This window comes from Streptacidiphilus sp. MAP12-16 (assembly GCF_041262165.1).
GTDB lineage: Bacteria > Actinomycetota > Actinomycetes > Streptomycetales > Streptomycetaceae > Streptacidiphilus.
In genome coordinates this window covers 83,204-103,601 of the sequence record NZ_JBGCBY010000021.1, presented here as the reverse complement: position 1 = coordinate 103,601, position 20,398 = coordinate 83,204, and the positions used below count along the sequence as shown (strand labels likewise).

Annotated in this window: 17 protein-coding genes and 1 riboswitch; of the genes, 10 read left to right on the top strand and 7 right to left on the bottom strand. The window is 73.1% G+C overall.

From position 1 onward, the window contains the following. Nucleotides 1–83: 83 nt before the first annotated feature. Together ABIA33_RS25895 and ABIA33_RS25890 are read left to right on the top strand one after the other, a co-directional pair. Nucleotides 84–740 (top strand): LysE family translocator, encoded by a 657-nt coding sequence (locus tag ABIA33_RS25895; protein ID WP_370084885.1) that lies wholly within the window; start codon nt 84–86, stop codon nt 738–740. 90 nt (nt 741–830) lie between these two features. After that, nucleotides 831–1,535: a TVP38/TMEM64 family protein gene (locus ABIA33_RS25890; RefSeq protein WP_370084884.1), complete on the top strand. Its 705-nt coding sequence runs from the start codon at nt 831–833 to the stop codon at nt 1,533–1,535. A 44-nt stretch (nt 1,536–1,579) separates the two neighbouring features. Here the strand turns inward: ABIA33_RS25890 and ABIA33_RS25885 are convergent, their stop codons facing one another. Continuing rightward, nucleotides 1,580–1,954 carry an ArsR/SmtB family transcription factor gene (locus ABIA33_RS25885; RefSeq protein ID WP_370084882.1) on the bottom strand — a complete coding sequence of 125 codons (375 nt, stop codon included), beginning with the start codon at nt 1,952–1,954 and terminating at the stop codon, nt 1,580–1,582. A gap of 126 nt (nt 1,955–2,080) precedes the next feature. On the opposite strand from ABIA33_RS25885, the gene ABIA33_RS25880 reads away from it, so the two are divergent. The 3 genes from ABIA33_RS25880 to ABIA33_RS25870 all read left to right on the top strand — a co-directional run bounded on the left by ABIA33_RS25880 (nt 2,081) and on the right by ABIA33_RS25870 (nt 4,904). Next, nucleotides 2,081–4,117 (top strand): heavy metal translocating P-type ATPase, encoded by a 2,037-nt coding sequence (locus ABIA33_RS25880; RefSeq protein WP_370084881.1) that lies wholly within the window; start codon nt 2,081–2,083, stop codon nt 4,115–4,117. After that, entirely contained in the window at nt 4,114–4,521 is a 408-nt protein-coding gene (locus tag ABIA33_RS25875) for a (2Fe-2S) ferredoxin domain-containing protein (RefSeq protein ID WP_370084879.1), read from the top strand. The genes ABIA33_RS25880 and ABIA33_RS25875 overlap by 4 nt, the downstream gene beginning before the upstream one ends. Nucleotides 4,522–4,555: 34 nt before the next feature. Further along, nucleotides 4,556–4,623: riboswitch (guanidine-III (ykkC-III) riboswitch) on the top strand. 17 nt (nt 4,624–4,640) lie between these two features. Next, nucleotides 4,641–4,904, top strand: coding sequence for a hypothetical protein (locus ABIA33_RS25870; RefSeq protein ID WP_370084878.1), 264 nt, complete (start codon nt 4,641–4,643; stop codon nt 4,902–4,904). Here ABIA33_RS25870 and ABIA33_RS25865 read toward each other — a convergent pair. Next, nucleotides 4,870–5,397 (bottom strand): gamma carbonic anhydrase family protein, encoded by a 528-nt coding sequence (locus tag ABIA33_RS25865; RefSeq protein ID WP_370084876.1) that lies wholly within the window; start codon nt 5,395–5,397, stop codon nt 4,870–4,872. The two genes, ABIA33_RS25870 and ABIA33_RS25865, sit on opposite strands and share 35 nt — an antisense overlap. Before the next feature lie 102 nt (nt 5,398–5,499). On the opposite strand from ABIA33_RS25865, the gene ABIA33_RS25860 reads away from it, so the two are divergent. After that, a complete protein-coding gene (locus tag ABIA33_RS25860) occupies nt 5,500–6,033 on the top strand; it encodes an SRPBCC family protein (protein ID WP_370084875.1) in 534 nt (177 codons plus the stop codon). Nucleotides 6,034–6,171: 138 nt separating this feature from the next. Next, nucleotides 6,172–7,002 (top strand): GntR family transcriptional regulator, encoded by an 831-nt coding sequence (locus tag ABIA33_RS25855; protein ID WP_370084874.1) that lies wholly within the window; start codon nt 6,172–6,174, stop codon nt 7,000–7,002. Here ABIA33_RS25855 and ABIA33_RS25850 read toward each other — a convergent pair. After that, nucleotides 6,906–8,150, bottom strand: a complete 1,245-nt coding sequence (locus ABIA33_RS25850) for an ROK family protein (RefSeq protein WP_370084873.1) — start codon at nt 8,148–8,150, stop codon at nt 6,906–6,908. The genes ABIA33_RS25855 and ABIA33_RS25850 overlap by 97 nt on opposite strands. A 119-nt stretch (nt 8,151–8,269) precedes the next feature. Next, nucleotides 8,270–9,724, bottom strand: coding sequence for a PLP-dependent aminotransferase family protein (locus ABIA33_RS25845; RefSeq protein WP_370084871.1), 1,455 nt, complete (start codon nt 9,722–9,724; stop codon nt 8,270–8,272). 47 nt (nt 9,725–9,771) lie between these two features. Here ABIA33_RS25845 and ABIA33_RS25840 point away from each other — a divergent pair, with 47 nt between their 5' ends. After that, nucleotides 9,772–11,001: an EamA family transporter gene (locus tag ABIA33_RS25840; RefSeq protein ID WP_370084870.1), complete on the top strand. Its 1,230-nt coding sequence runs from the start codon at nt 9,772–9,774 to the stop codon at nt 10,999–11,001. Between the two features lie 163 nt (nt 11,002–11,164). On the opposite strand, the gene ABIA33_RS25835 is transcribed toward ABIA33_RS25840, so the two are convergent. Then, nucleotides 11,165–12,406 (bottom strand): type ISP restriction/modification enzyme, encoded by a 1,242-nt coding sequence (locus ABIA33_RS25835; protein WP_370084868.1) that lies wholly within the window; start codon nt 12,404–12,406, stop codon nt 11,165–11,167. Between the two features lie 111 nt (nt 12,407–12,517). Here ABIA33_RS25835 and ABIA33_RS25830 point away from each other — a divergent pair, with 111 nt between their 5' ends. After that, nucleotides 12,518–16,255 carry a SpoIIE family protein phosphatase gene (locus ABIA33_RS25830; protein ID WP_370084867.1) on the top strand — a complete coding sequence of 1,246 codons (3,738 nt, stop codon included), beginning with the start codon at nt 12,518–12,520 and terminating at the stop codon, nt 16,253–16,255. A gap of 165 nt (nt 16,256–16,420) precedes the next feature. Continuing rightward, entirely contained in the window at nt 16,421–16,843 is a 423-nt protein-coding gene (locus tag ABIA33_RS25825) for a GNAT family N-acetyltransferase (RefSeq protein WP_370084866.1), read from the top strand. 31 nt (nt 16,844–16,874) lie between these two features. Here the strand turns inward: ABIA33_RS25825 and ABIA33_RS25820 are convergent, their stop codons facing one another. After that, nucleotides 16,875–19,445 carry an ABC transporter permease gene (locus ABIA33_RS25820; protein WP_370084865.1) on the bottom strand — a complete coding sequence of 857 codons (2,571 nt, stop codon included), beginning with the start codon at nt 19,443–19,445 and terminating at the stop codon, nt 16,875–16,877. Nucleotides 19,446–19,468: 23 nt separating this feature from the next. Further along, on the bottom strand, nt 19,469–20,209 hold the full coding sequence (locus ABIA33_RS25815; RefSeq protein WP_370084864.1) for an ABC transporter ATP-binding protein: 741 nt from the start codon (nt 20,207–20,209) through the stop codon (nt 19,469–19,471). Nucleotides 20,210–20,398 lie beyond the last annotated feature (189 nt).

Below are 20,398 nucleotides of genomic sequence, written 5' to 3'. Positions count from 1 at the left end.
CCCCGCGTCGCCTGGGTCGGGCGCGGTGCCGACCGGCCGCAAATTGCTCGCGGAGGCCTCGCGCGGCGACCTACGATCGGAAGATGCCGCCCACTGATCGTCTGCTTGCCTTCGTCGCCCTGGCGACGGTGATCATCGTGATCCCCGGCCCCAGCGTGCTGTTCGTCCTCGGGCGGGCGCTCGCGCACGGCCGTCGAACCGCCCTGCTCAGCGTGCTGGGGAACACCCTCGGCTCGCTCGGGCTGGTCAGCCTGGTCGCGCTCGGGCTCGGGCCGATCCTCGCGGGGTCCGCGCTCGCCCTGACCGTGCTCAAGCTCGCCGGAGCCGGCTACCTCGTCTATCTGGGCGTCAAGGCCTTCCGCACGCGCGGTTCCCTGGCCGCGGCGTTCGAGGCGGTCGCACCAGGGAAGGGGCCGGCCGGCGCCGGCGACGCCAAGGTCGTCGCGGAGGGCTTCGTCGTCGGTGCGACCAACCCGAAGACGATGATCTTCTACGCCGCCGTGCTCCCGCAGTTCGTGGACCGCAGCCACGGCGGACCGCTACTCCTGCAACTGCTCGTGCTCGGGCTGATCTTCAACGCGATCGCGCTCGCCTGCGACAGCACCTGGGGGCTCGCCTCCTCGGCGGCCCGGTCCTGGTTCGCCCGCTCCCCGCGCCGCTTGCGCGCGGTCGGCGGCGCGGGCGGACTGGCGATGATCGGTCTCGGTCTCACCGTGGCGACCACCGGCCGCACGGACTGACGGCCAACGCGTCCCCGCCGCCCCTGCGGGGCGTTGGACGGGTCGGTCCGGGCCGCAGCCCGGTCGGTTCCGCTGGCAGAATGCACAACCGTGTCCGCTTCCTGCACTTCTCCGTCCGCAGCCGGGTCAGGCCCGTGCCCCGCCGACGAGCGTGCCGCGCGCTCTGCCCGGTTGCGGCTGGTCCTGCTCCTGGTGTTGCTGGCGGTACTCGGGGGAGTCCTCCTGGCATGGCATCCGAGCCGGCTGCTCACCGAGCGTCTGCCCTCGCCGTGGGCGGAGCCGGTGTTCGTGACGGTCTTCGCCCTGGGCACGCTGGCGTTCGTTCCCAAGCCGCTGCTGAACGTGGCCGCCGGAGTGCTCTTCGGGTTCCCCGAGGGGCTCGCGCTCGCCGCGGTGGGCACCACGCTGGGCGCCGCGCTCGCGTTCGGGCTGGGCCGGGTGCTCGGGAGGGACGCGCTGCGGTCGGTGCTGCGCGGCCGGGTCTGGCGCGCCGTCGATCGCGGCCTGACCGAGCGTGGCTTCCGTGCGGTGCTGATGCTGCGCCTCTTCCCCGGGATGCCCTTCCCCGTGGCGAACTACGGCGCCGCGGTCTCGGGTGTCCGCCTGCGCACCTTCCTCGGCGCCACGGCGCTGGGCGTGGTCCCTGCTACGGCGGCGTATGTCGCGGCGGGGAAGGCCGCGACGTCGCCGGACACCACCACGCTGGCGCTGTCGGTGGCCGCGTTCGTGGTGGTGGGCGGGCTGAGCACGGTGCCGCTGCTCCGTGCCCGTCGCAGCGTCACCTCACGACCGTAGGGACGTGGCGGCCGGAGTAGCTGACGTCCGCGCGCGGGCCCGGGTCAGTCGGCGACGAGGTTGTCGTCGGCGTCCTGCAGGCCGAGCCGCAGGTGCTCGACGTGGAAGATGGCCTGGTCCAGGAGTTCGGCGACGTGGTGGTCGTACAGGGCGTAGACCATGGAGCGTCCGTGGCGCTCGGCGACGACCAGTCCGAGGTTCTTCAGCAGCCGCAACTGGTGCGAGCACGCGGAGCGTTCCATCCCTGCGGCCTCGGCCAGATCGCTGGCCGCGCACGGGCCCTCGACCAGGCGGGCCAGGATCAGCAGCCGGGACGGAGTCGCCAGGGCCTGAAGCATGGTGGCCACGCTCGCACTGCCGACGTGGTCCAACCGCTCGCGCGAGGTGGCGCGCTGTTTCTCGTCGACTCCGTGTCCCATGTCGGCATCCTACCCATGACGCGTGAAAGACTGTTCAATCATTCCGGTATGGTGGGTGGGTCGCCCTGCCGCGTGCAGCCCCGCTCTGCCCGCTCCCGCCCCGTCTTACGCGAAGGAACCCGCGCCATGTCCACAACCCTCACCGAGCGCCCTGCGCCGGCCGCAGCCCCCCGCGAGGCGTCGGCCCGCAGGCGGCGCACGCGGGTGTTCGCGCTGGCCGAGGCCCGCTGGGCCGCGGCGGCCACGGTCGCGTTCCTGGTCGCGCTGCCGCTGCAGCTGACCGGCGTCAGCGCGTGGGCCTGGGCGCCGCTCTACGTGATCGCCTACGTCACCGGCGGCTGGGAGCCGGGCTGGGCCGGCCTGCAGGCACTGCGGGACCGGACCCTGGACGTGGACCTGCTGATGATCGTCGCCGCTGTAGGCGCGGCGTCGATCGGGCAGGTCATGGACGGCGCCCTGCTGATCGTCATCTTCGCCACCTCCGGCGCGCTTGAGGCGCTGGCCACCGCGCGTACCCAGGACTCGGTGCGTGGCCTGCTCGACCTGGCCCCCACCACCGCCACCCGCCTGCTCGACGGGGGCGACGGCCACGACGGGGGAGCCAGCAGCGGGGACGCCCGCGAGGAGACGGTGCCCACCGAGGTGCTGACGGTGGGCGACACCATCCTGATCCGCCCCGGCGAGCGCGTCGGGGCCGACGGACGGGTGCTGCACGGGGCCAGCGAGGTCGACCAGGCCACCATCACCGGCGAGCCGCTCCCTGTCCCCAAGCAGGCCGGAGACGAGGTCTTCGCCGGCACGCTGAACGGCACCGGGGCGCTCTGGGTCGCGGTGGAGCGGGACGCCTCCGATTCGGTGATCGCGCGGATCGTGGCCATGGTCGAGGAGGCGTCGGAGACCAAGGCGCCCACGCAACTGTTCATCGAGAAGGTCGAACAGCGGTACTCGCTGGGCATGGTCGCGGCCACTCTCGCCGTGTTCCTCCTCCCCCTCGCCTTCGGCTCGGCGGTGACCGGGTCGCTGCTGCGCGCGATGACCTTCATGATCGTCGCCTCGCCCTGTGCGGTGGTGCTCGCCACCATGCCGCCGCTGCTGTCGGCCATCGCCAACGCGGGGCGGCACGGCGTACTGGTGAAGTCGGCCGTGGTCATGGAGCGCCTGGGCCAGGTCGACGCGGTCGCGCTGGACAAGACCGGCACGCTGACCGAGGGCACCCCCCGGGTCACCGACATTCGTCCGCTTTCCGGTTCCGGCCTCACCGAAGCGGATCTGCTGACCCTGGCGGCAGCCGCCGAGCACCCCAGCGAGCACCCGCTGGCCCGCGCCGTCGTCGGCGCCGCCCGTGAGCGCGGCCTGGAGCTGCCGGTGGCAGCGGACTTCAGTTCCGCCCCTGGCATCGGGGTGACCGTGACCGTCGGGGGCAGTGCGGTCGCCGTCGGGACCCCCGCCCGATTGGTCAACGGTGCAGGTGACGCTGTGTCCGCCCGAGCCCTCGCCGTCGCGGAGGAACTGGAAGAGGGCGGCCGCACCGCCGTCCTCGTCGAGCGCGACGGCGTCCCCGTCGGCGTCCTCGGCATCGCCGACCGGCTCCGCCCCGACGCCGCCGCCACTGTCGCCGCGCTGCGTACGCTGACCGGCACCAGCCCGGTGCTGGTCACCGGCGACAATCCGCGCGCCGCCGCCCGTCTCGGCGCGGAGGTCGGCATCGCCGGGGACGACGTCCACGCGGGGCTGCTTCCGCAGGACAAGGTCGAGGCGGTGCGCAGGCTGGAGGCGCGCGGACGCAAGGTGCTGGTCATCGGTGACGGGGTCAACGACGCCCCCGCGCTGGCCGCCGCCCACACCGGCATCGCCATGGGCCGGGCCGGCTCCGATCTCGCGCTGGAGACCGCGGACGCGGTCATCGTGCGCGACGAACTGGCCACCGTTCCCACCGTGGTGGCCCTGTCCCGGCGCGCGCGCAGGCTGGTGGTGCAGAACCTGGTCATCGCCTCGGTGTTCATCTCCGGCCTCGTCGTCTGGGACCTGGTCGGACACCTGCCGCTGCCGCTCGGCGTGCTGGGGCACGAGGGCTCCACCGTCATCGTCGGGCTCAACGGCCTGCGGCTGCTGCGGGACGCCGCGTGGCACCGCGCCGCCGACCCGAACGGGCCCGGCCGGTGAGCCGCCGCAGCCCGCGCCGGGCGGTGCCCGCCCCTGGGGCGGCGCGGCCCACCGTGACCGTCTGCCGGGGATGCTGCTGCGGCACCCCCAAGGTCCCGCGTCTGGATCACCCGGCCCAACTCGAGGACCTGCGAACATCATTGGCCGACGTCGCGCTGGTGCGGCGGGTCGACTGCCTGGACTCCTGCGAGTACGCCAACGTCGTCGTGGTCCAGCCCTCCGCCGAGGGCCGTGCGGCCGGAGGACGCCCGCTGTGGCTGGGCCTGGTCAACGACCCCGACGCCGCGAGCGACATCGCGGCCTGGGTCCGGGCCGGCGGCCCCGGCCTGGTCGATCCGCCCGACATCCTCGACCTCTACGCCTTCACGCCGTCCAGGCGGGTGCGGCAGGGGCTCGACACCTGACGCCGGCGACAGGAACGCGTGTGCGAGCATGGAGGGAGTGGGCAGGATGACGCCCGCTTCCGGACGAGACGCGCCGTACCCGGTCCGCCAAGACGACGCTCCGATGGAGGCGTGTCGTCATGACCGAGCAGCTGGTGCAGATCCTCGGTTCGATCCTGGTCCTGATCCCGTTCGCGCTGGCGCAGCTGGGGCGCGTCAATCCCCGGTCGCTCAGCTATCTCACCCTGAACCTGGCCGGGTCCGGCGCCCTCGCTGTCGACGCCGCGGTGACCCTCCAGTGGGGGTTCCTGCTGCTGGAGGGCACCTGGGCGGTGGTCTCGCTGTTCGGCCTGGCCGGGGAGCTGCGACTCAGCCGCCGAACGCCGCGCGGTGCTGAGCGCTGAGCTGGACGTACCAGTCGGCGTTGAGCTTGATGTGGGCCCGCTCCTCCTCGGTGAGCTCCCGCTTCACCTTGGCCGGCACCCCGGCGACCAGGGAGCCGGGCGGCACCTGCGTGCCCTGGGTGACCAGTGCGCCCGCCGCCACCAGCGAGCCCGCGCCGATCACCGCGCCGTTGAGGACGGTGGCGCTCATGCCGATCAGCACGTCGTCCTCGATGGTGCAGCCGTGCAGAACGGCGTTGTGGCCCACGGAGATCCGCGCGCCGAGAATCGCGGGGTAGCCGAAGTCGGCGTGCACGGAGCAGTTGTCCTGGACGTTGCTGTCCTCGCCGATGACGATCGTCTCGCAGTCGCCGCGCAGCACCGCGCCGTACCAGACGCTGGCCCCGGCGGCGAGTCGCACTGATCCGAGCACGACCCCGGTCGGTGCGACGAACGCTCGCTCGTCCACCTCGGGTGTCCGCCCGGCGACGGCGGCGATCAGCGGTTCTGCCATGGGGTGCTCCCGGAGCGGTGAGAATCGGAATGGTCCGCTTGCACGCTACCGCTCCGGACAGGCGTACTCGCAGGGCGGTCCCGAGGCCGACACACTCGGTGCATGCCTTCGCCGACCCCGCCGATCCCGCCGACTTCTCCGAGCCCGCCGCCCCCGCGCAGCGGACTGCACCGCTACCGCTTCCTGAGCGTCTGGGAGCTCGCCGCCCCGCCCGCACTGGTGTACGGAGTGCTCGGCGACCCGCGCACCTATCCGGCCTGGTGGCCGGAGATCCGCGAGGTGCAGCAACTGGACGCCGCCAGCGGGCGGATGAGATTCCGCTCGCTGCTGCCCTACGAGCTGACCGTGGTCGCCCACGAGACCCGGAACGACCCGGCCGCCGGGGTGCTGGAAGCCCGGCTGACAGGTGACCTCGACGGGATCACCCGGTGGACCGTCACCGGCCGCGGCGACGGTGCCGCGGTCGCCGTGTTCCACGAGGACGTGGAGGTGCGCAAGCCGCTGATGCGCCGCCTCGCGGTTCCCGGCAGGCCCCTCTTCCGCGTCAACCACTCCCTGATGATGCGCAACGGCCGCAGTGGCTTGACGCACTACCTCTCCGTGTGCGGCTCCCGTCGCATTGGTCTTGACCAATGATCGGGGGTGCCCCTAGTGTCGCCTTAGTGCAGGGTCCTTTAAGAAATAAGGGCTCATAAATAGTGGGCGTCGACCAGGCATCCACCAGGTGTCGCACGGCCACCACACGGGCACGAGACGTACAAGCCGGAGGACAGGGTGGGGACCACACAGGCCACGATCGGGACCGGAACGGCGGCAGCAGCCACCGCAGCGGCGCCCGAACCCAAGTACTGGCACCTGCGCACCGTGCTGGTACGCGCGCTCGACTCCGAGTTCGAGGCCGGGGAGGTGCTGCCCAACGAACGCGACCTATCAGCGCGCTTCGGCGTCGCCCGCGCGACCCTGCGTCAGGCCCTGGACCAGTTGGAGCTGGAGGGCCGCCTGGTCCGCCGCCGTGGTATCGGCACGCTCGTCGCAGCCCCGCGGATGGGCGTTCCGGTGGCCGAGTCGGCCGAGGGCCGGCCCGGCACCGGCCGCGACGTCTGGCGCATCGTCGACTCGACCTCGGCGCCCGCGCCCGCGGCCGTCGCCGCGGCCCTGGGCGTCCCGGCCGACGAGGCCGTGCACACCGTCCGTCGGCTGCGGATGATGCACGGTCAGGCCATCGGCACCGAGACCCTGTACGTGCCCGACGCGGTGGTGCCTTACGTAGCGGGCGGCGTCTTCATGAAGCACAGCGTCAAGCCCAGCATCGCCGACTCCAGCCGGGCCCGTTCCGTGCTGCGCCAGCTGCAGCGCCTGGAGCTCGACGGCGAGTCACGCGCGGTGGAGCTCGGCGTCGCCGAGGAGGAGCAGGCCCGCCTGCTCGAGCGCCCGCCGGGTATCCCCGTGCTGGTGCTGACCACCCGCTACCAGGCGCAGGGCCGTACGGCTGCGGTGGCAGTCTCCACTTACCGCGCCGACACCTGCCGGTTGACCTTCGGCGCGTCCGGTGTCGTCGACGTCGCTCCCGCCGCAGCCGCCACCGAGGTCCGTACCGCTTCCTGATCGACCGAGAACAGCTGCTCCTCGGCGTGTTCGAGGGCCAGCCGCAGGGCGCCGGTGGCGATCACGTCGTCACCGAGCGCCGAGAGGCGCACCTCGGGCGGGCGCAGGCAGAACCGTCCCAGCTGCTCCCGCAGGGGTTCGAGCACGCCGTCCAGGCCGGCCGCCCAACCGCCGATCACCACGATCTCCGGGTCGATCGCCAGCACCAGCGCTGCCACGTCCCGCACCAGCCGGGTCAGGAATCGGTCACGGACATCCAGGGCGACCCGGTCGCCCTGCTCCGCCAGGCGCAGCACGCGCGCCACCGCCGCCTCGTCCAGCGGGTCGATGGGCTTGCTCGGAGCGGACAGCAACTGCGCGGGGTTGGACTCCTGGCCCAGCAGGTGCAGTGAGCCGATCTCGCCGGCCGCGCCGCCGAAGCCGCGGTGCAGCCGGCCGTTGATGAGGGAGCCCGCGCCGGGGCTCAGCCCGGCCAGGACGAACACGACGTCTCCCATACCGGTCGCCGCGCCCTGCCAGTGCTCGCCGATCGCGGCGAGGTTGGCGTCGTTCTCGACCAGGACCGGGCAGCGGAACGAGCGGCGCAGCCTCGCGCCCAGCTCCAGGCCGGTCCAGCCGGGCAGCGCCGTGCCGAGCCGGACCACGCCTTCGGCGTCCACGACGCCGGGGGTGCCGACGCCGACGGCCCACAGCGTGTCCCGGGACACCCCGGACCGGCGCAGCAGCTCCGCGACGGTGCCGCGGACCAGCCCGAGGCGCTCGGTCGCGCCGGTGGACTCGTCGATGGGGCGGGCGTAGGAACCCAGGATCCGTCCGGTGAGGTCGGACAGGGCGGCGCGGGCGCCGTGCGTGCCGATCTCGATGCCGAGCAGGTGCCCGGCCTCGGCGCGGAAGCGGAAGTGCCGGGCGGGACGGCCGCGTTGCCGGGCGCTGTCGGTACGCTTGGAGTCGGGATCAGGGTGCACCTCGACGACCAGGCCCGAGTCGATCAGGCCTTCGATGACGCCCTCGACGGTGGGACGGGACAGGCCGGTGTCGCCCACCAACTGGGTGAGCGTCAGGGCGCTCCCGTCGCGCAGCGCGTGCAGGGTGACCGCGGAGTTGATCCGCCGCAGCAGCGAGGAGTCCCCGCCGGTGAGCTGTGCCAACTCTCCGCCTTTCCCTTCCGCGTCCTGCCCGCCGGCGACTCTGCCGGGGGGTAGGCGGATCGTATCCGGGGCTGGTCCGTGGCCGCGAGCGTTTCTGCAGCTCATCGTCGGCTTCGGTATCAAACGGCAACACTGCTAACGGGAATGTCGGGCAGCGCCGCCGCGAGTGCGGCGACCGCCCTGGTGATCTCCGGCACGCCCAGATGGGCGTAGCCGAGGACGAAGACGGTCGGGGTCGGCCGCGCCGGGGCGGTGTAGTCGCCGAGCGGGCGCAGCCGCACTCCGGCCCGGGCGCTCGCGGCGGGCAGCAGCGGGCCCAGCTCGGTCGGGAACTCCGCGATGAGGTGCAGGCCTGCGGCGATGCCGCTGGTCCTCACCGCGGGGAGGTGGGTGGCGAGCGCCGAGATCAGGGCGTCCCGGCGGGTGCGGTAGTGGCGCTGGCACAGCCGGAGTTGGCGGTCGTAGCGACCGCTGCGCAGGAATGCGGCGAACGCGGCCTGCTCGGCGACGGTGTTGCCGAGGTCGCTGTACCGCTTGGCCTCGACCAGCTCCGCCAGCATCCCGCTGGGCGGGACCAGCCAGCCCAGGCGCAGGCCGGGGGCGAGGGACTTGCTGACCGAGCCGGTGTAGGCGACCAGTTCGGGGGCCAGTCCCTGGAGCGAGCCGACGGGCGCGCGGTCGTACCGGAAGTCGCCGTCGTAGTCGTCCTCGATGAGCAGGCCGTGGGTGCGGCGGGCCCATTCGAGCAGGGCGGCGCGGCGTTCGGGGGAGTGCACGATGCCGGTGGGGAACTGGTGCGCCGGGGTGACCACGGCGGCGCGGACGCCGGTGGCGGCGAGGGCGACGGGGTCCAGCCCCTCGGTGTCGACCGGGACCGGGACGGAGCGCAGGCCCGCTGCGGTGAACAGGGGGAACTCGGAGGGGCTGCCGGGGTCCTCCAGGGCGATGGCGTCCTGGCCGTGGTGCTTGAGGAACCTCCCGAGCAGGGTCAGGGCCTGGGCCACGCCCGAACAGACGATCAGCCCGTCGGGTTCGACGACCACGCCGCGACGGCGGCTCAGCAACTCGGCCAGCGCGGCGCGCAACTCCGGCAGGCCCTGCGGATCGGGGTAGTCCAGGGCGGCGTCGGGCAGCCGGGCGAGGGCGCCGCGCTGGGCGGCGGACCAGGCGGAGCGGGGAAAGAGCGACAGGTCGGGGAGGCCCGGACGGAAGTCGGTGACGGCCGAGGAGGTCTGCGGGTGCGCGCGGGGGACCGGTGCCTCCGGCGCGGCCGGGAGCCGGGCGACCCAGGTGCCCGAGCCCTGGCGACTGGTCAGATAGCCCTCGGCGGTCAGTTGCGCGTACAGCTCGCTGACCAGGCCGCGGGAGACCCGGAGGTCCCGGGCCAGATCGCGGGTCGACGGCAGCCGGGTGCCTGCGGCGAGCCGACCCGTGCGGATCGCCGCGCGGAGGGCTGCGCCCAGTTCCCGCCGCCGCCCGCGGGGCGGCCCGGAGGCGGCGGGGAGCAGCAGCTCCCAGGCGGGGGAGGGGTCCGTGTCCCTCGGCGGCGGGGGAGTGGTCCATGAAGTCTGCACAGAAGTGGACCTTAACGAGGACCAGTGCGCCGGCAAAGGCTGAATCCATGACCGCCACCCCCGCCCCCGGCCCCAACCGGCCACCCGCCCCCGTCTCCGGCCCGGCCCCCGCCCCTGGCCCCAACCGGCCACCTACCGCCGCCCCCGGCCGCGACCCCGCCTCCGGCCGCGACCCCGCCCCTGGCCTCGACCGCTCCGTTTTCGACCGCCCCGGCCCCGCCTGCTCCGTTTCCGACCGCCCTGGCCTCGACCGCCCTGGCCTCGACCGCCCCGGCACCGCTGACCGCCCCGCCGCCCAGTCCACCACCGACGGCGCCGCCCGCGCCGCCGCCCGCGGGGCCCGCGCCGGGGCCGGCCTCGCGACCACCGCGGCCGTGCTGATCGGCACTTCCTTCGTGGCGATGAGCCTCCTCGGCCGCTACCCCTTTCTCGGCGGGCAGGGCCTGCGCTACGGCGTGGCGGCGCTCGCCCTGCTGGTCCTCGCCGCCCGCCGGCCGGCCGGGCTCGCACCCGTTCGCAACCTGCGCCCGCGCCAGTGGCTGCGTCTCGCGTTGATCGCGGCGACCGGCATGGTGGGCTTCAACGCCGCGGTGGTCGCGGCCGAACGCACGGCGGAACCGGCGGTCCCCGGCGTGGTCGTGGGCTGCGCTCCGCTGGTGCTCGCCCTGCTCGCGCCGCTGCTGGAGCGCCGTCGTCCGTCCGCGCGGATCGCCGGAGCGGCGGCGCTGGTGGTCGCGGGTGCCGTCGTGGTGCAGGGACTCGGCCGCACCGACGCGGCGGGTCTCGGTTTCTCGGTGCTCGCGCTGGCAGGAGAAGCCTGCTTCGGCCTGATCGCGGTGCCGCTGATCCCGCCGCTGGGGCCACTGCTGCTGGCCGGCTGCGCCTGTGTGGTGGGTGCGGTCCAGGCGATGCTGCTCGGGCTGCTGCTGCACGGCCCGGCTGTGCTGCGGCTGCCGACCGCGTCGGAGGCGGCAGCGCTGGTCTGGATGGCTCTGCCCGTCACCGTCCTCGCGTTCTGGGCCTGGTACTCCTCGGTGCAGCGGCTCGGTCCCGAACGGTCGGGGCTGCTTCTGGGGGCGATCCCGGTCTCCGCCGCCGCGACCGCGCCCCTGGTCGGAACCGGCACTCTCGGCGTGGGCCAGATCGCCGGAAGCCTGCTGGTCGCCGCCGGAGTCGCGGCCGGCGTCCGGGCCGCGCGAGGCGGACGGGTCGTCAGGGCCGGACGAGGGGCGGGCTGGAGTCGGGCTAAGACCGACCGGCACATGGGGGGTGGGTGAAGGAGGGGGTCGAGGGAGGGGGCACCCCCGGACGAAGTTTGGGGGAGAGTCTGGGCGGGGCGGAGGAGGGAGCCATTGCGGAGCACTGGCGACTGACGACAACCCGGTCAGGCGAGAGTTATCGGCCTGCGACGCCGCCCCCCATGTGCCGGTCGGTCCAAGATCAGAGCAGGGCGAACTGTCCCTCCGGGCCCTCTTCCTGGTGCAGCAGCACCGAGGCCGGACGGCGGCTCCATGCCGGAACCGGCAGCACCCCCGCCGCTGCCAGCCACGCCGCGCTGAGCCAGGGACCGCGGTCGGGCGCGACCAGCGCTGCCTGGGCGGGATGCAGTTGGGTGAGCAGGGCCAGCACCGTGGCGAGGTCGACCAGGTCCGCCGTGAACTGCTGCGGCCACGCGGCGAGGCCCAGGGCCTCCAGACTGCCGGGCCGGGCGTCCGGATCGGGTTCGCGGGCAGCGAGCCACTCGGCCAGGACCGGCGTCCCGCCCGCGGTGTACTCCCAGGCGGTGCGCGGCACCGGGGCGATCCGGCCGGTGCCGAGGACCAGCGACTCCTCCTCGGGGTCGTGGTCGAGCGCTTCGGGATACCCGGTGACGCGCTCCCGGACGAAGGGCCGTCGTCCGCCCGGCATCCGGGGCCGACCGTGCGGGCGGTCCGCGGCCGGGTCGGCGCAGCGCGCACCGAAGGTCTGCAGCCACAGGACCCGGCGGCCCAGCGCCAGCCCCTCCGCCCAGAGCTCAGCGGTGGCGGGCAGCGGCACGGGCACTTCGTCGCCGCTGCGTGCGGCCTCCCAGGCGGGGTGGGCCGTGGCGGCCGCGATCCAGGCCAGCAGGTCCTCCGGGGTGACCGGCAGCCCCAGCTGGCGGCTCAGACACTCCGTCAGGCCAGGCGCGAGATTGGGCTCCTGCCCGCCGGGCTGCCGGTACAGGGGATGGACCCGGCCGATCCCCTTCGCGCGATGGCCGTCGGGCAGTTCGGCGGAGAAGGCCAGGGTGGGGCCGGGTGTGCCGGGTGTGTGCGGCTGCACTGTGGCGAAGACCTGGCGCGCGTCGGCGACCCGCCACAGCTCGGGGCGGGCCTGGTCCAGCACCCGCTGGTCGGGGAGCAGCCACAGCCGGTCGAAGGCTCCGTGCCGGATCTGGACCGGCTCCGGGCACGGCCCGGGGTCACGGGCCAGGCGCGCGGTCGAGGCGGACTGCCCCGGGAGCTGCGCCACGGCACTGTCCACCGAGCGGGACCTGGTGGCCCCGAACAGCGCGGCCCGCTGCCCCGCCGGGGCCTCGGCCAGCCGACGCCAGCGCCCGACCAGCACGTCCGGATGGGCGGAGCGCACCCACTCCCGGCCCGGTCGCAGCCCCGGTACCGACCACGGCATCAGCTCGCTGAGCAGCGGCGCTTCGGCCACCTGGCACCTCCCCTGGCCCATGGTAGCGAGGCCGTCCGCTGCACAGGCGGCCTGAGGCATCCGTGGGAAGATGGCAGAGCGGGAAGATGACCTCCGGGCGGTTACCTGACCATGCGCAAGGACGACTCGAGGACTGGTTCAGGCGCCGGCCGCGTCGCGGCGGGCGGCGAGGCGCTGGGGCGCGGGCTGATGTTCATCCCCATCGCGACGGCGCTGATCAAGGATGACGGGCGCATCCTGCACTGGAGCGCCGACGCGGAGGTGCTGCTCGGCTACACCGCAGAGGAGGCCGTGGGCGCCTTCGCCGCCCAGCTGCTCGTGACGGAGGAGCAGCGGCCGCAGGTCCAGGCACTCTTCGGTGACATCCTGGCCGGCCAGGAGTGGTCCGGGGTGTTCCCTGTGCGGCACCGCGACGGGCACCACGTCAACCTGGAGTTCCGCACGCATCCCATCGTCGGACCCGAGGGTCGGCCCCTGGTTCTCGCCGTGGCATCCGACGTCAGGTCGCTGCGCCGGATCGAGTCGGACCTGGCCGTCCTCGACAGCTTCTTCACCCAGTCGCCGGTCGGCATGGCCGTCTACGACCAGGAACTGCGCTTCGTACGGCTCAACGACGCTCTCGCCGCGATCAACGGCATCCCTGCGGAGGAGCATCTGGGGCGGCGGGTGGACCAGGTACTCCCGGGGGTCAACGGCACCGAGATCGAGGCGGTGATGCGGCAGGTGCTGGAGAGCGGCGAGCCGATCGTCGACGCCAGGTCCCACGGCCGTACCCCGGCCGACCCCACCCACGACCGGGCCTGGTCGGCCTCCTACTTCCGGCTGCAGGAGACCACCGGCCGGATCCTGGGCGTGAGCTCCACGATCATCGAGGTCACCGAGCGTTTCCGGGCCGAGTCCCGGGCGTCCCGGGCCCGGGAGCGGCTGGAATTGCTGGTCGACGCCACCTCGCGGATCGGCACCACCCTCGACCTGGGGCAGACGGCCCGCGAGCTGGCCGACACGATGGTGCCGCAGGTCGCCGACGTCAGCGGAGTGTTCGTGCTGGAGCGGCTGGTGGCGGGGCAGGGCGTGGAACCCATCGATCCCCAGGGCGCGGAGCGGGTGCGCCGGCTCGCTTTCGCGAGTTCGGACGCCCACTACCCGGTGGAGGACCTGCCCATCGGTGCCGTCTACAGCGTGCCGCCGGGCTCTCCCTACGCCGAGGCGATGGCGACGGGCCGGACCGTCGTCGTGCCGTCGCGGGATCTGCCCCCGCTCGCCACGGGGGCGGCCGCCGTGCGGGTGGGCTCCTACCAGCGCCGCGAATCCCGTGTGGTGCGGGTGACGCCTCTGGTCGCGCGCGGGACGGTGCTCGGGATGGTGGTCTACTCCCGGCGCGGTGGCCGGGAGGCGTTCGAGCGCGAGGACATCACGCTGGGTGACGAGCTGATCTCCCGGGCGGCCGTCGCCATCGACAACGCCCGCCTGTACCTGCGCGAGCACGAGACCGTGGTGGCCCGACAGCAGGCCCTGGCCGAGGCGAACGCGGCCCGGGAGCGGCTGGCGCTGGTCAACGAGGCGTCGACCAGGATCGGTACCACCCTCGACCTGGTCCAGACCGCGCTCGAACTGGCCGAGGTCGCCACGCCGAGGCTGGCCGACACCGTCGTCGTCGAGGTCCTGGACTCGCTGGTGCGCGGCGAGGAACTGCCCGGCCCGCCGGACCGGTCGGCGGTGTTGCGGCGCCTGGCCTTCCACACGGTCGAGGGATCGGGGATGGATCCGGTCGCCCCGGTCGGCGACATCCACCGGTTCCACCCGACGACTCCCTATGCCTGGAGTCTCACGCACCGCCGACCGGTGCTCGTTCCGACGATGGACGCGAAGGGGCTGAGCTGGTTCGCCGACGATCCGGCCCGGGGCGCGGCGGTGCGCGAGCAGGGTGTCCACTGCTTCATGGTGGTGCCGCTGATCGCCCGGGGCGCGGCGGTGGGCGTGGTGGCGTTCTACCGCAACGTCACCGATCGGCCCTATGACGAGCTGGACCTGGCGTTGGCCACCGAGCTGACGGCCCGCGCGGCGGTGTCCATCGACAACGCGCTGCTCTACACCCGGGAGCGGGACGCGTCCCGGGCCCGGCAGCGCGCGCTCGAGGAAGCCCATGCGGCCCAGGAGCGGCTGGCGTTGCTGAATGACGCGAGCACCCGGATCGGGACCACGCTCGACCTTCAGCGGACCGCCGAGGAACTGGTCGAGCTGGTGATCCCGCGGTTCGCCGACTTCGTCACGGTCGATCTGCTCGACTCGGTGTTCCAGGGCGGGGAGCAGAACGGGGAGCAGGCCCCGATGCCGGACGACGGAACGGTGCTGATGCGCGCAGTCGCCGTCGGCGAGGTGACCGACGCGGGCATGACCGGGGCAGCGGACGCGGTCGGCGGGACCTCCCGCTCGGCCAAGCTCTATGCGCAGAGCCTGCGCACCGGTAGGTCGATCCTGGTCTCGCAGGTGGACGAGGCGGCGCTGCACCGGATCGTCGCGCACCCGGACCGGGTCCAGCCGAGTCTCGACGCCGGAGTCCACTCGTATCTGATGGTGCCTCTGCTCGCCCGTGGCATGGTGCTCGGCGGGGCCGAGTTCATCCGGATGCGCAATCCGGAGCCGTTCACCCCCTCCGACGTGGCGCTCGCTGAGGAACTGGCGACCCGTGCGGCGGTGTGCATCGACAACGCCCGGCTCTACCGGCGTGAGCGCGACACCGCGCTCACGCTCCAGCGCAGCCTGCTGCCCCAGGAGGTCCACCGCACACCGGGGCTGGAGATCGCCTACCGCTACCTGCCGAGCAGTGTGGTCAGCGAGGTCGGCGGCGACTGGTTCGACGTCGTGCCGCTGTCCTGCGGGCGGGTCGCACTGGTCGTCGGCGATGTGATGGGCCACGGCATCCGGGCCGCCGCCACGATGGGCCAGCTCCGTACCGCGGCCCGCACGCTGATCACCCTCGATCTGGCGCCCGACCGGGTGCTCCGGCGCCTGGACGAGACGGCGCTGGCGATCGGCGAGGGGCAGTTCGCGACCTGCCTGTGCGCCGTGTTCGACCCGGCCGACCGCAGTTGCACCATCGCCTGTGCCGGGCACCTGCCGCCCGTGGTGACCGATCCGAACGGGTCGACACGGCTGCTCGAACTGCCCCCCGGAGCCCCGCTCGGGGTGGGCGGAGTGCCCTTCGAGAGCGTGGAGTTCGTCCTTCCCGAGGACGGCGTGCTGGTGCTCTACACCGACGGTCTGGTCGAGCGCCGCAACCGCGACCTGGACGAGGGGCTGAGCCTGCTCTCGCAGGTCGTGACCAAGCGCCGTCAGTCCCTGGAGGAGAGCTGCGACGCGGTACTGGAAGCACTGTCCGCCAGTGACAGCGAGGACGACATCGCGGTGATCATGGCCCGGGCGCTGCCGGTGCGTGACGACTGGATCGCCTCGCTGCCGCTGTCCGGCGACAGGGCCGTGGTCGGCCAGGCACGCCGGTTCACCCGGGGCACACTCGCCGACTGGGGCCTGTCCTCGCTCAGCGAGTTCGCCGTGCTGCTGGTGAGCGAGCTGGTCAGCAACGCGCTGCTGCACGCCGGGACGCCCACCCAGCTGCGGCTCTTCCGCGACCGGGTGCTCACCCTGGAGGTGGCCGACGCGGACAGCCACGCGCCCCGGCTGCGCCGGGTCTCCGAGGAGGACGAGGGCGGCCGCGGCATGTACCTGGTGAACGAGCTGGCCCATCGCTGGGGCAGCCGCACCACCCACAACGGCAAGGTGGTGTGGGTCGAGTTGGAACTGCCGCTCGGCATCGCGCATCCTCCCGACGACGGCGGTGACGGACACTGAGAACGTCCGGCACGTGGTGGCTGGCGTCGCAAGCCGATGGCTCTCGCCCCGCTCCTGCATCCAGCCACCATGTGCCGGTCGGTCCAAGGACGTCTCGCACGGGGCACAGTCCGGCGCAGCGAAAACAGCTGGCTGCGACCCGCGCCGGGTGATTGGCTCGCTCCCATGGCCGACCTACACCTGCGCTCCGCCGCCCCCGCCGATGTCGAGGCTCTGCTCCGGTTCTGGAAGGAGTCGGCCGAAGGCACGAGCATCAGCGACGACCCGGACGGCGTCAGCCGTCTGATCGCCCGTGACGCCGACGCGCTCATCGTCGCGGAGCGGGACGGGCGCATCGTCGGCACGGTCATCGCGGGCTGGGACGGCTGGCGCTGCAGCCTCTACCGCCTCGCGGTCGACCCGGGCTCGCGGCGCCAGGGCGTCGCCCGCGCCCTGCTCGTTGCGGCCGAGCGGCGCTTCGCCGCCCTGGGCGGGCGGCGCGGCGACGCGATGGTGCTCGACCGCAACGAGCTGGGGCGCAGTGCCTGGCTGGCGTCCGGGTACGCTCCCGACCCGGAGTGGACCCGCTGGACCAAGCAGTTGAGATGAAGGGCGGTCCTCGGAGTGAACGGCAGCGCCGTCACTCGTGGGCGATGGCGTCCAGCACGTTCAGCCGGGAGGCGCGCAGCGCCGGGCCGAGCGCGGCCAGCAGGCCGACCAGCCCCGCGCCGATCACCACCGCGACGACTGTGACCCAGGGGATCGAGAGCGACTGCATCCCCTTCAGCGCCAGCAGGCGTTGCGAGGTCAGCCCCCACACCAGTCCCAGGCCGAGCCCCAGCACCGCCCCGAACAGCGCGATGACCACGGACTCCAGCCGGACCATCCGGCGCAGCTGACGCCGCGACAGACCGATGGCGCGGAGCAGCCCGATCTCCCTGGTGCGCTCCACCACGGACAGGGCCAGGGTGTTGACCACCCCGAGCACCGCGATGATGATCGCGAGCGCGAGCAGCCCGTAGATCAGGTTCAGCAGGATGTCGATCTGCTGCCGGATCAGCTTCTTGTAGTCCGACTGGTCCCGGACCTGCACCTGCGGGTCCTTGGCGAGGGCGGTCGAGACCGCCGCCTTCACCTGCGCCTTGTCGGCTCCCGGCGCGGCGTCGATGAACACGCTGCTGTCGAGCGCTCCGGGGGCGTACTTCTCCAGGGTATCGGTGCCCACGACCGGGTTGTCACGCAGACCGGTCAGGCTGTTCGGGTCGACCGAGTTGACCGCGCCGACCGTGAGCGTGGCGAGCTGCCCGCTCGGGAAGCGAACGGTCACCGGGCTGCCGATGCCCAGGTGGTGGGCGTCGGCGTAGGTGGAGGCGATCATCACGGAGCCGGGTGCGGTGCCCGCCGCGACGCTGCCCGAACGCAGCGTCAGGTGCACCACCTTGTCGAGCCCGGGAGTCGTGCCCACCACGGTGGTCTTCTTCTTGCTGCCGTCCGCCGCGACCAGCGTCGCCTGTGTGCCCTGGCTGCGCACCATGAGACCGACGCCGGGCACGCCCTGGACAGTCTGGGCGACCTCCGCGGGGAAGGGCAGCCCGGTGCTGTTCTGGACGATGAAGTCGGCGCCGATGGTCTTGTCGACCTGGCTGTCGAAGGACGCCGCCATGGACGAGCCCACCACCGACAGTGCCGCGACCAGCGCCAGGCCGATCATCAGCGCCGAGGCGGTGGCGCTGGTGCGGCGCGGGTTGCGCAGCGCGTTGCGTTGGCTGAGCGCGCCGACCGAGCCGAAGGCCCGGGGGAACCAGCCGCCCAGCGCCCGGATCACCGGACGGGCCAGCAGCGGCCCGGTCATGATCAGCCCGATCAGCGTCAGCACGATGCCCAGGCCCAGGTACGAGGCCGCGGACCCGGCGGAGTGCAGTGCGGAGGCGGCGACCAGCGCGGCCGCGCCGAGCAGGACCACCGAGCCGCCGAGTATCGCCCGCCGGCGCAGTGGAGCGCCGCTGCCGGGGGTGTCCGCCTCGCGCAGCGCCGCCATCGGCGAGACCTGCGCAGCCCGCCGGGCCGGCAGGTACGCGGAGACGGCGGTGACGATGACGCCCACGGCGTAGGAGGCGACCGGAGTGGGCCAGCGGAACGCGATCTCGCTGCCCTTCAGCTCCATGCCCGCTCCGCCGATCAGCTTGATCAGCAGCTGGGCCAGGCCCACGCCCACCAGCAGTCCCAGAGTGGAGCCGAGCACGCCCAGCAGCAGGGCCTCCACCATCACCGACCGGTTCACCTGCTGTCTGCTCGCGCCGAGGGCCCGCATCAGGCCGAGCTCGCGGGTGCGCTGCGCGACCAGCATCGAGAAGGTGTTGAGGATGAGGGAGATGCCCACCAGTACGGCGATCCCGGCGAAGCCCAGCAGCGCGTCCTTGATCACGCTCAGGAACGTGCCGAGCTGCTGCGAGGAGTCCTTGGCGGACTGGGCCGCGGTCTTGACGTCGTAGCCGCTGCCGACGACGGCGGCGATCCGCTGCTTGAGGGCGTCGTCGGAGACGCCCTTGGCGGCGGTGACGTCCACCGAGGTGATCAGGCCGGGCTGCCCCAGCAGGCGCTGCTGCGCCGTCCTGGTGTCCAGGAAGACCAGCGTCGCGCCCGGGTTGGTGGTGTTGAAGGTGGCGATGCCGGTGATCCGCACCGGGAAGCTGCCGGGGGCGGCGATCACCCTGAGCTGCTGGCCGATCGTCAGGTGGTGCTTCCGGACCGTGTCGGCGTCGATGACGGCCTGGCCGTCGCCCTGGGGGGCGGTGCCGGAGGTCAGGTCGACCACGGACTTGGAGGTGGGGAGCCAGTTGATGCCGATGGTCGGTGCTCCGCCGACCGAACCGATGTCGTGGTTGCCGGCGTCGACCAGGACGATCCCGGAGAGGCCGACGCGGGGGATTGCCGAGGCCACCCCCGGCACCGCCGCGACCTTGGCGACCAGCGCGTCCGACTCGGTCGGCACGGCGCCGGAGATGTTCTGCCGGTCGGTGCCGAGGTCGGTGTGCGGGGTGACGCTGACATCGGCCGCGGTGTTGCGGAACAGCCGGTCGAAGGTGCCGCTGATGGTGTCGGTGAACATCAGCGTGCCGGCGACGAAGGCCACCGACAGCACGACCGCCAGCAGGGACAGGAAGAGGCGGCCCTTGTGTGCCAGGAAGCCGCGCAGGGTTGCTTTCAGCATGACTGTCGCACGTCCTTCCTGGCTCAGTCGGCCCTCAGGCCGTCGAAGCGGCGCATGCGCTCGAGAACGGCGTCGGCCGTGGGGTCCTTGAGCCGGTCGACGACGCGGCCGTCGCCGAGGAAGACCACCAGGTCGGCGTAGGAGGCGGCGACCGGGTCGTGGGTCACCATCACCACGGTCTGCCCCAGTTCGTCCACGCTGCCGCGCAGGAAACCCAGCACCTCGGCGCCGGAGCGGGAGTCCAGGTTGCCGGTGGGCTCGTCCGCGAAGATGATCTGCGGTCGGGAGGCCAGTGCGCGGGCCACGGCGACACGCTGTTGCTGGCCGCCGGACAGCTCCGAGGGGCGGTGCCGCAGCCGGTCGCCGAGTCCGAGGGTGCTGATCACCGTCTTCAACCAGGCCTCGTCGACCTTCCGCCCGGCGATGTCGGCGGGCAGGGTGATGTTCTCCTCGGCGGTGAGCGTCGGCAGCAGGTTGAACGCCTGGAAGACGAAACCGACCTGGTCCCGGCGGAGGCGGGTGAGCTGCCGGTCGTTCAGCGAGGTGATCTCCGTGTCGCCGATCCAGATCCGCCCCGAACTCACGTTGTCCAGGCCGGCCAGGCAGTGCATCAGCGTGGACTTGCCCGAGCCGGAGGGCCCCATGATGGCCGTGAACCGGCCCTGTTCGATCTCGATGTCCACCGAGTCGAGCGCCACCACCCGGGTGTCGCCCGCGCCGTAGGACTTGGTCAGCTGTGCCGCTCGCGCGGCCGGAGTGGACATGGATTCCCCCTGGAGTCTTCAAGCCGGTGCTCGGTCGGGCCGGTTCGAGCCTAAGCCGGAGTACTGACAGTCGGCATCCTTCCGGCGGAGGGGGCCGACGGTCCAGCCCTCCGCCGTGCGCAGGACGCTGTCCCCTACACCGATCCGGCTCGGCCCCTTCCCCCTCTTGACAGAGTCACGGCAAGGGTC

What these genes read in the sequence shown, in the direction of transcription:
- ABIA33_RS25830 (WP_370084867.1), top strand. Translation starts at nt 12,518, where the DNA reads ATGCGCAAGGACGACTCGAGGACTGGTTCAGGCGCCGGCCGCGTCGCG.
- ABIA33_RS25820 (WP_370084865.1), bottom strand. Translation starts at nt 19,445, where the DNA reads ATGCTGAAAGCAACCCTGCGCGGCTTCCTGGCACACAAGGGCCGCCTC.
- ABIA33_RS25895 (WP_370084885.1), top strand. Translation starts at nt 84, where the DNA reads ATGCCGCCCACTGATCGTCTGCTTGCCTTCGTCGCCCTGGCGACGGTG.
- ABIA33_RS25860 (WP_370084875.1), top strand. Translation starts at nt 5,500, where the DNA reads ATGCCTTCGCCGACCCCGCCGATCCCGCCGACTTCTCCGAGCCCGCCG.
- ABIA33_RS25815 (WP_370084864.1), bottom strand. Translation starts at nt 20,209, where the DNA reads ATGTCCACTCCGGCCGCGCGAGCGGCACAGCTGACCAAGTCCTACGGC.
- ABIA33_RS25865 (WP_370084876.1), bottom strand. Translation starts at nt 5,397, where the DNA reads ATGGCAGAACCGCTGATCGCCGCCGTCGCCGGGCGGACACCCGAGGTG.
- ABIA33_RS25880 (WP_370084881.1), top strand. Translation starts at nt 2,081, where the DNA reads ATGTCCACAACCCTCACCGAGCGCCCTGCGCCGGCCGCAGCCCCCCGC.
- ABIA33_RS25885 (WP_370084882.1), bottom strand. Translation starts at nt 1,954, where the DNA reads ATGGGACACGGAGTCGACGAGAAACAGCGCGCCACCTCGCGCGAGCGG.
- ABIA33_RS25825 (WP_370084866.1), top strand. Translation starts at nt 16,421, where the DNA reads ATGGCCGACCTACACCTGCGCTCCGCCGCCCCCGCCGATGTCGAGGCT.
- ABIA33_RS25870 (WP_370084878.1), top strand. Translation starts at nt 4,641, where the DNA reads ATGACCGAGCAGCTGGTGCAGATCCTCGGTTCGATCCTGGTCCTGATC.
- ABIA33_RS25840 (WP_370084870.1), top strand. Translation starts at nt 9,772, where the DNA reads ATGACCGCCACCCCCGCCCCCGGCCCCAACCGGCCACCCGCCCCCGTC.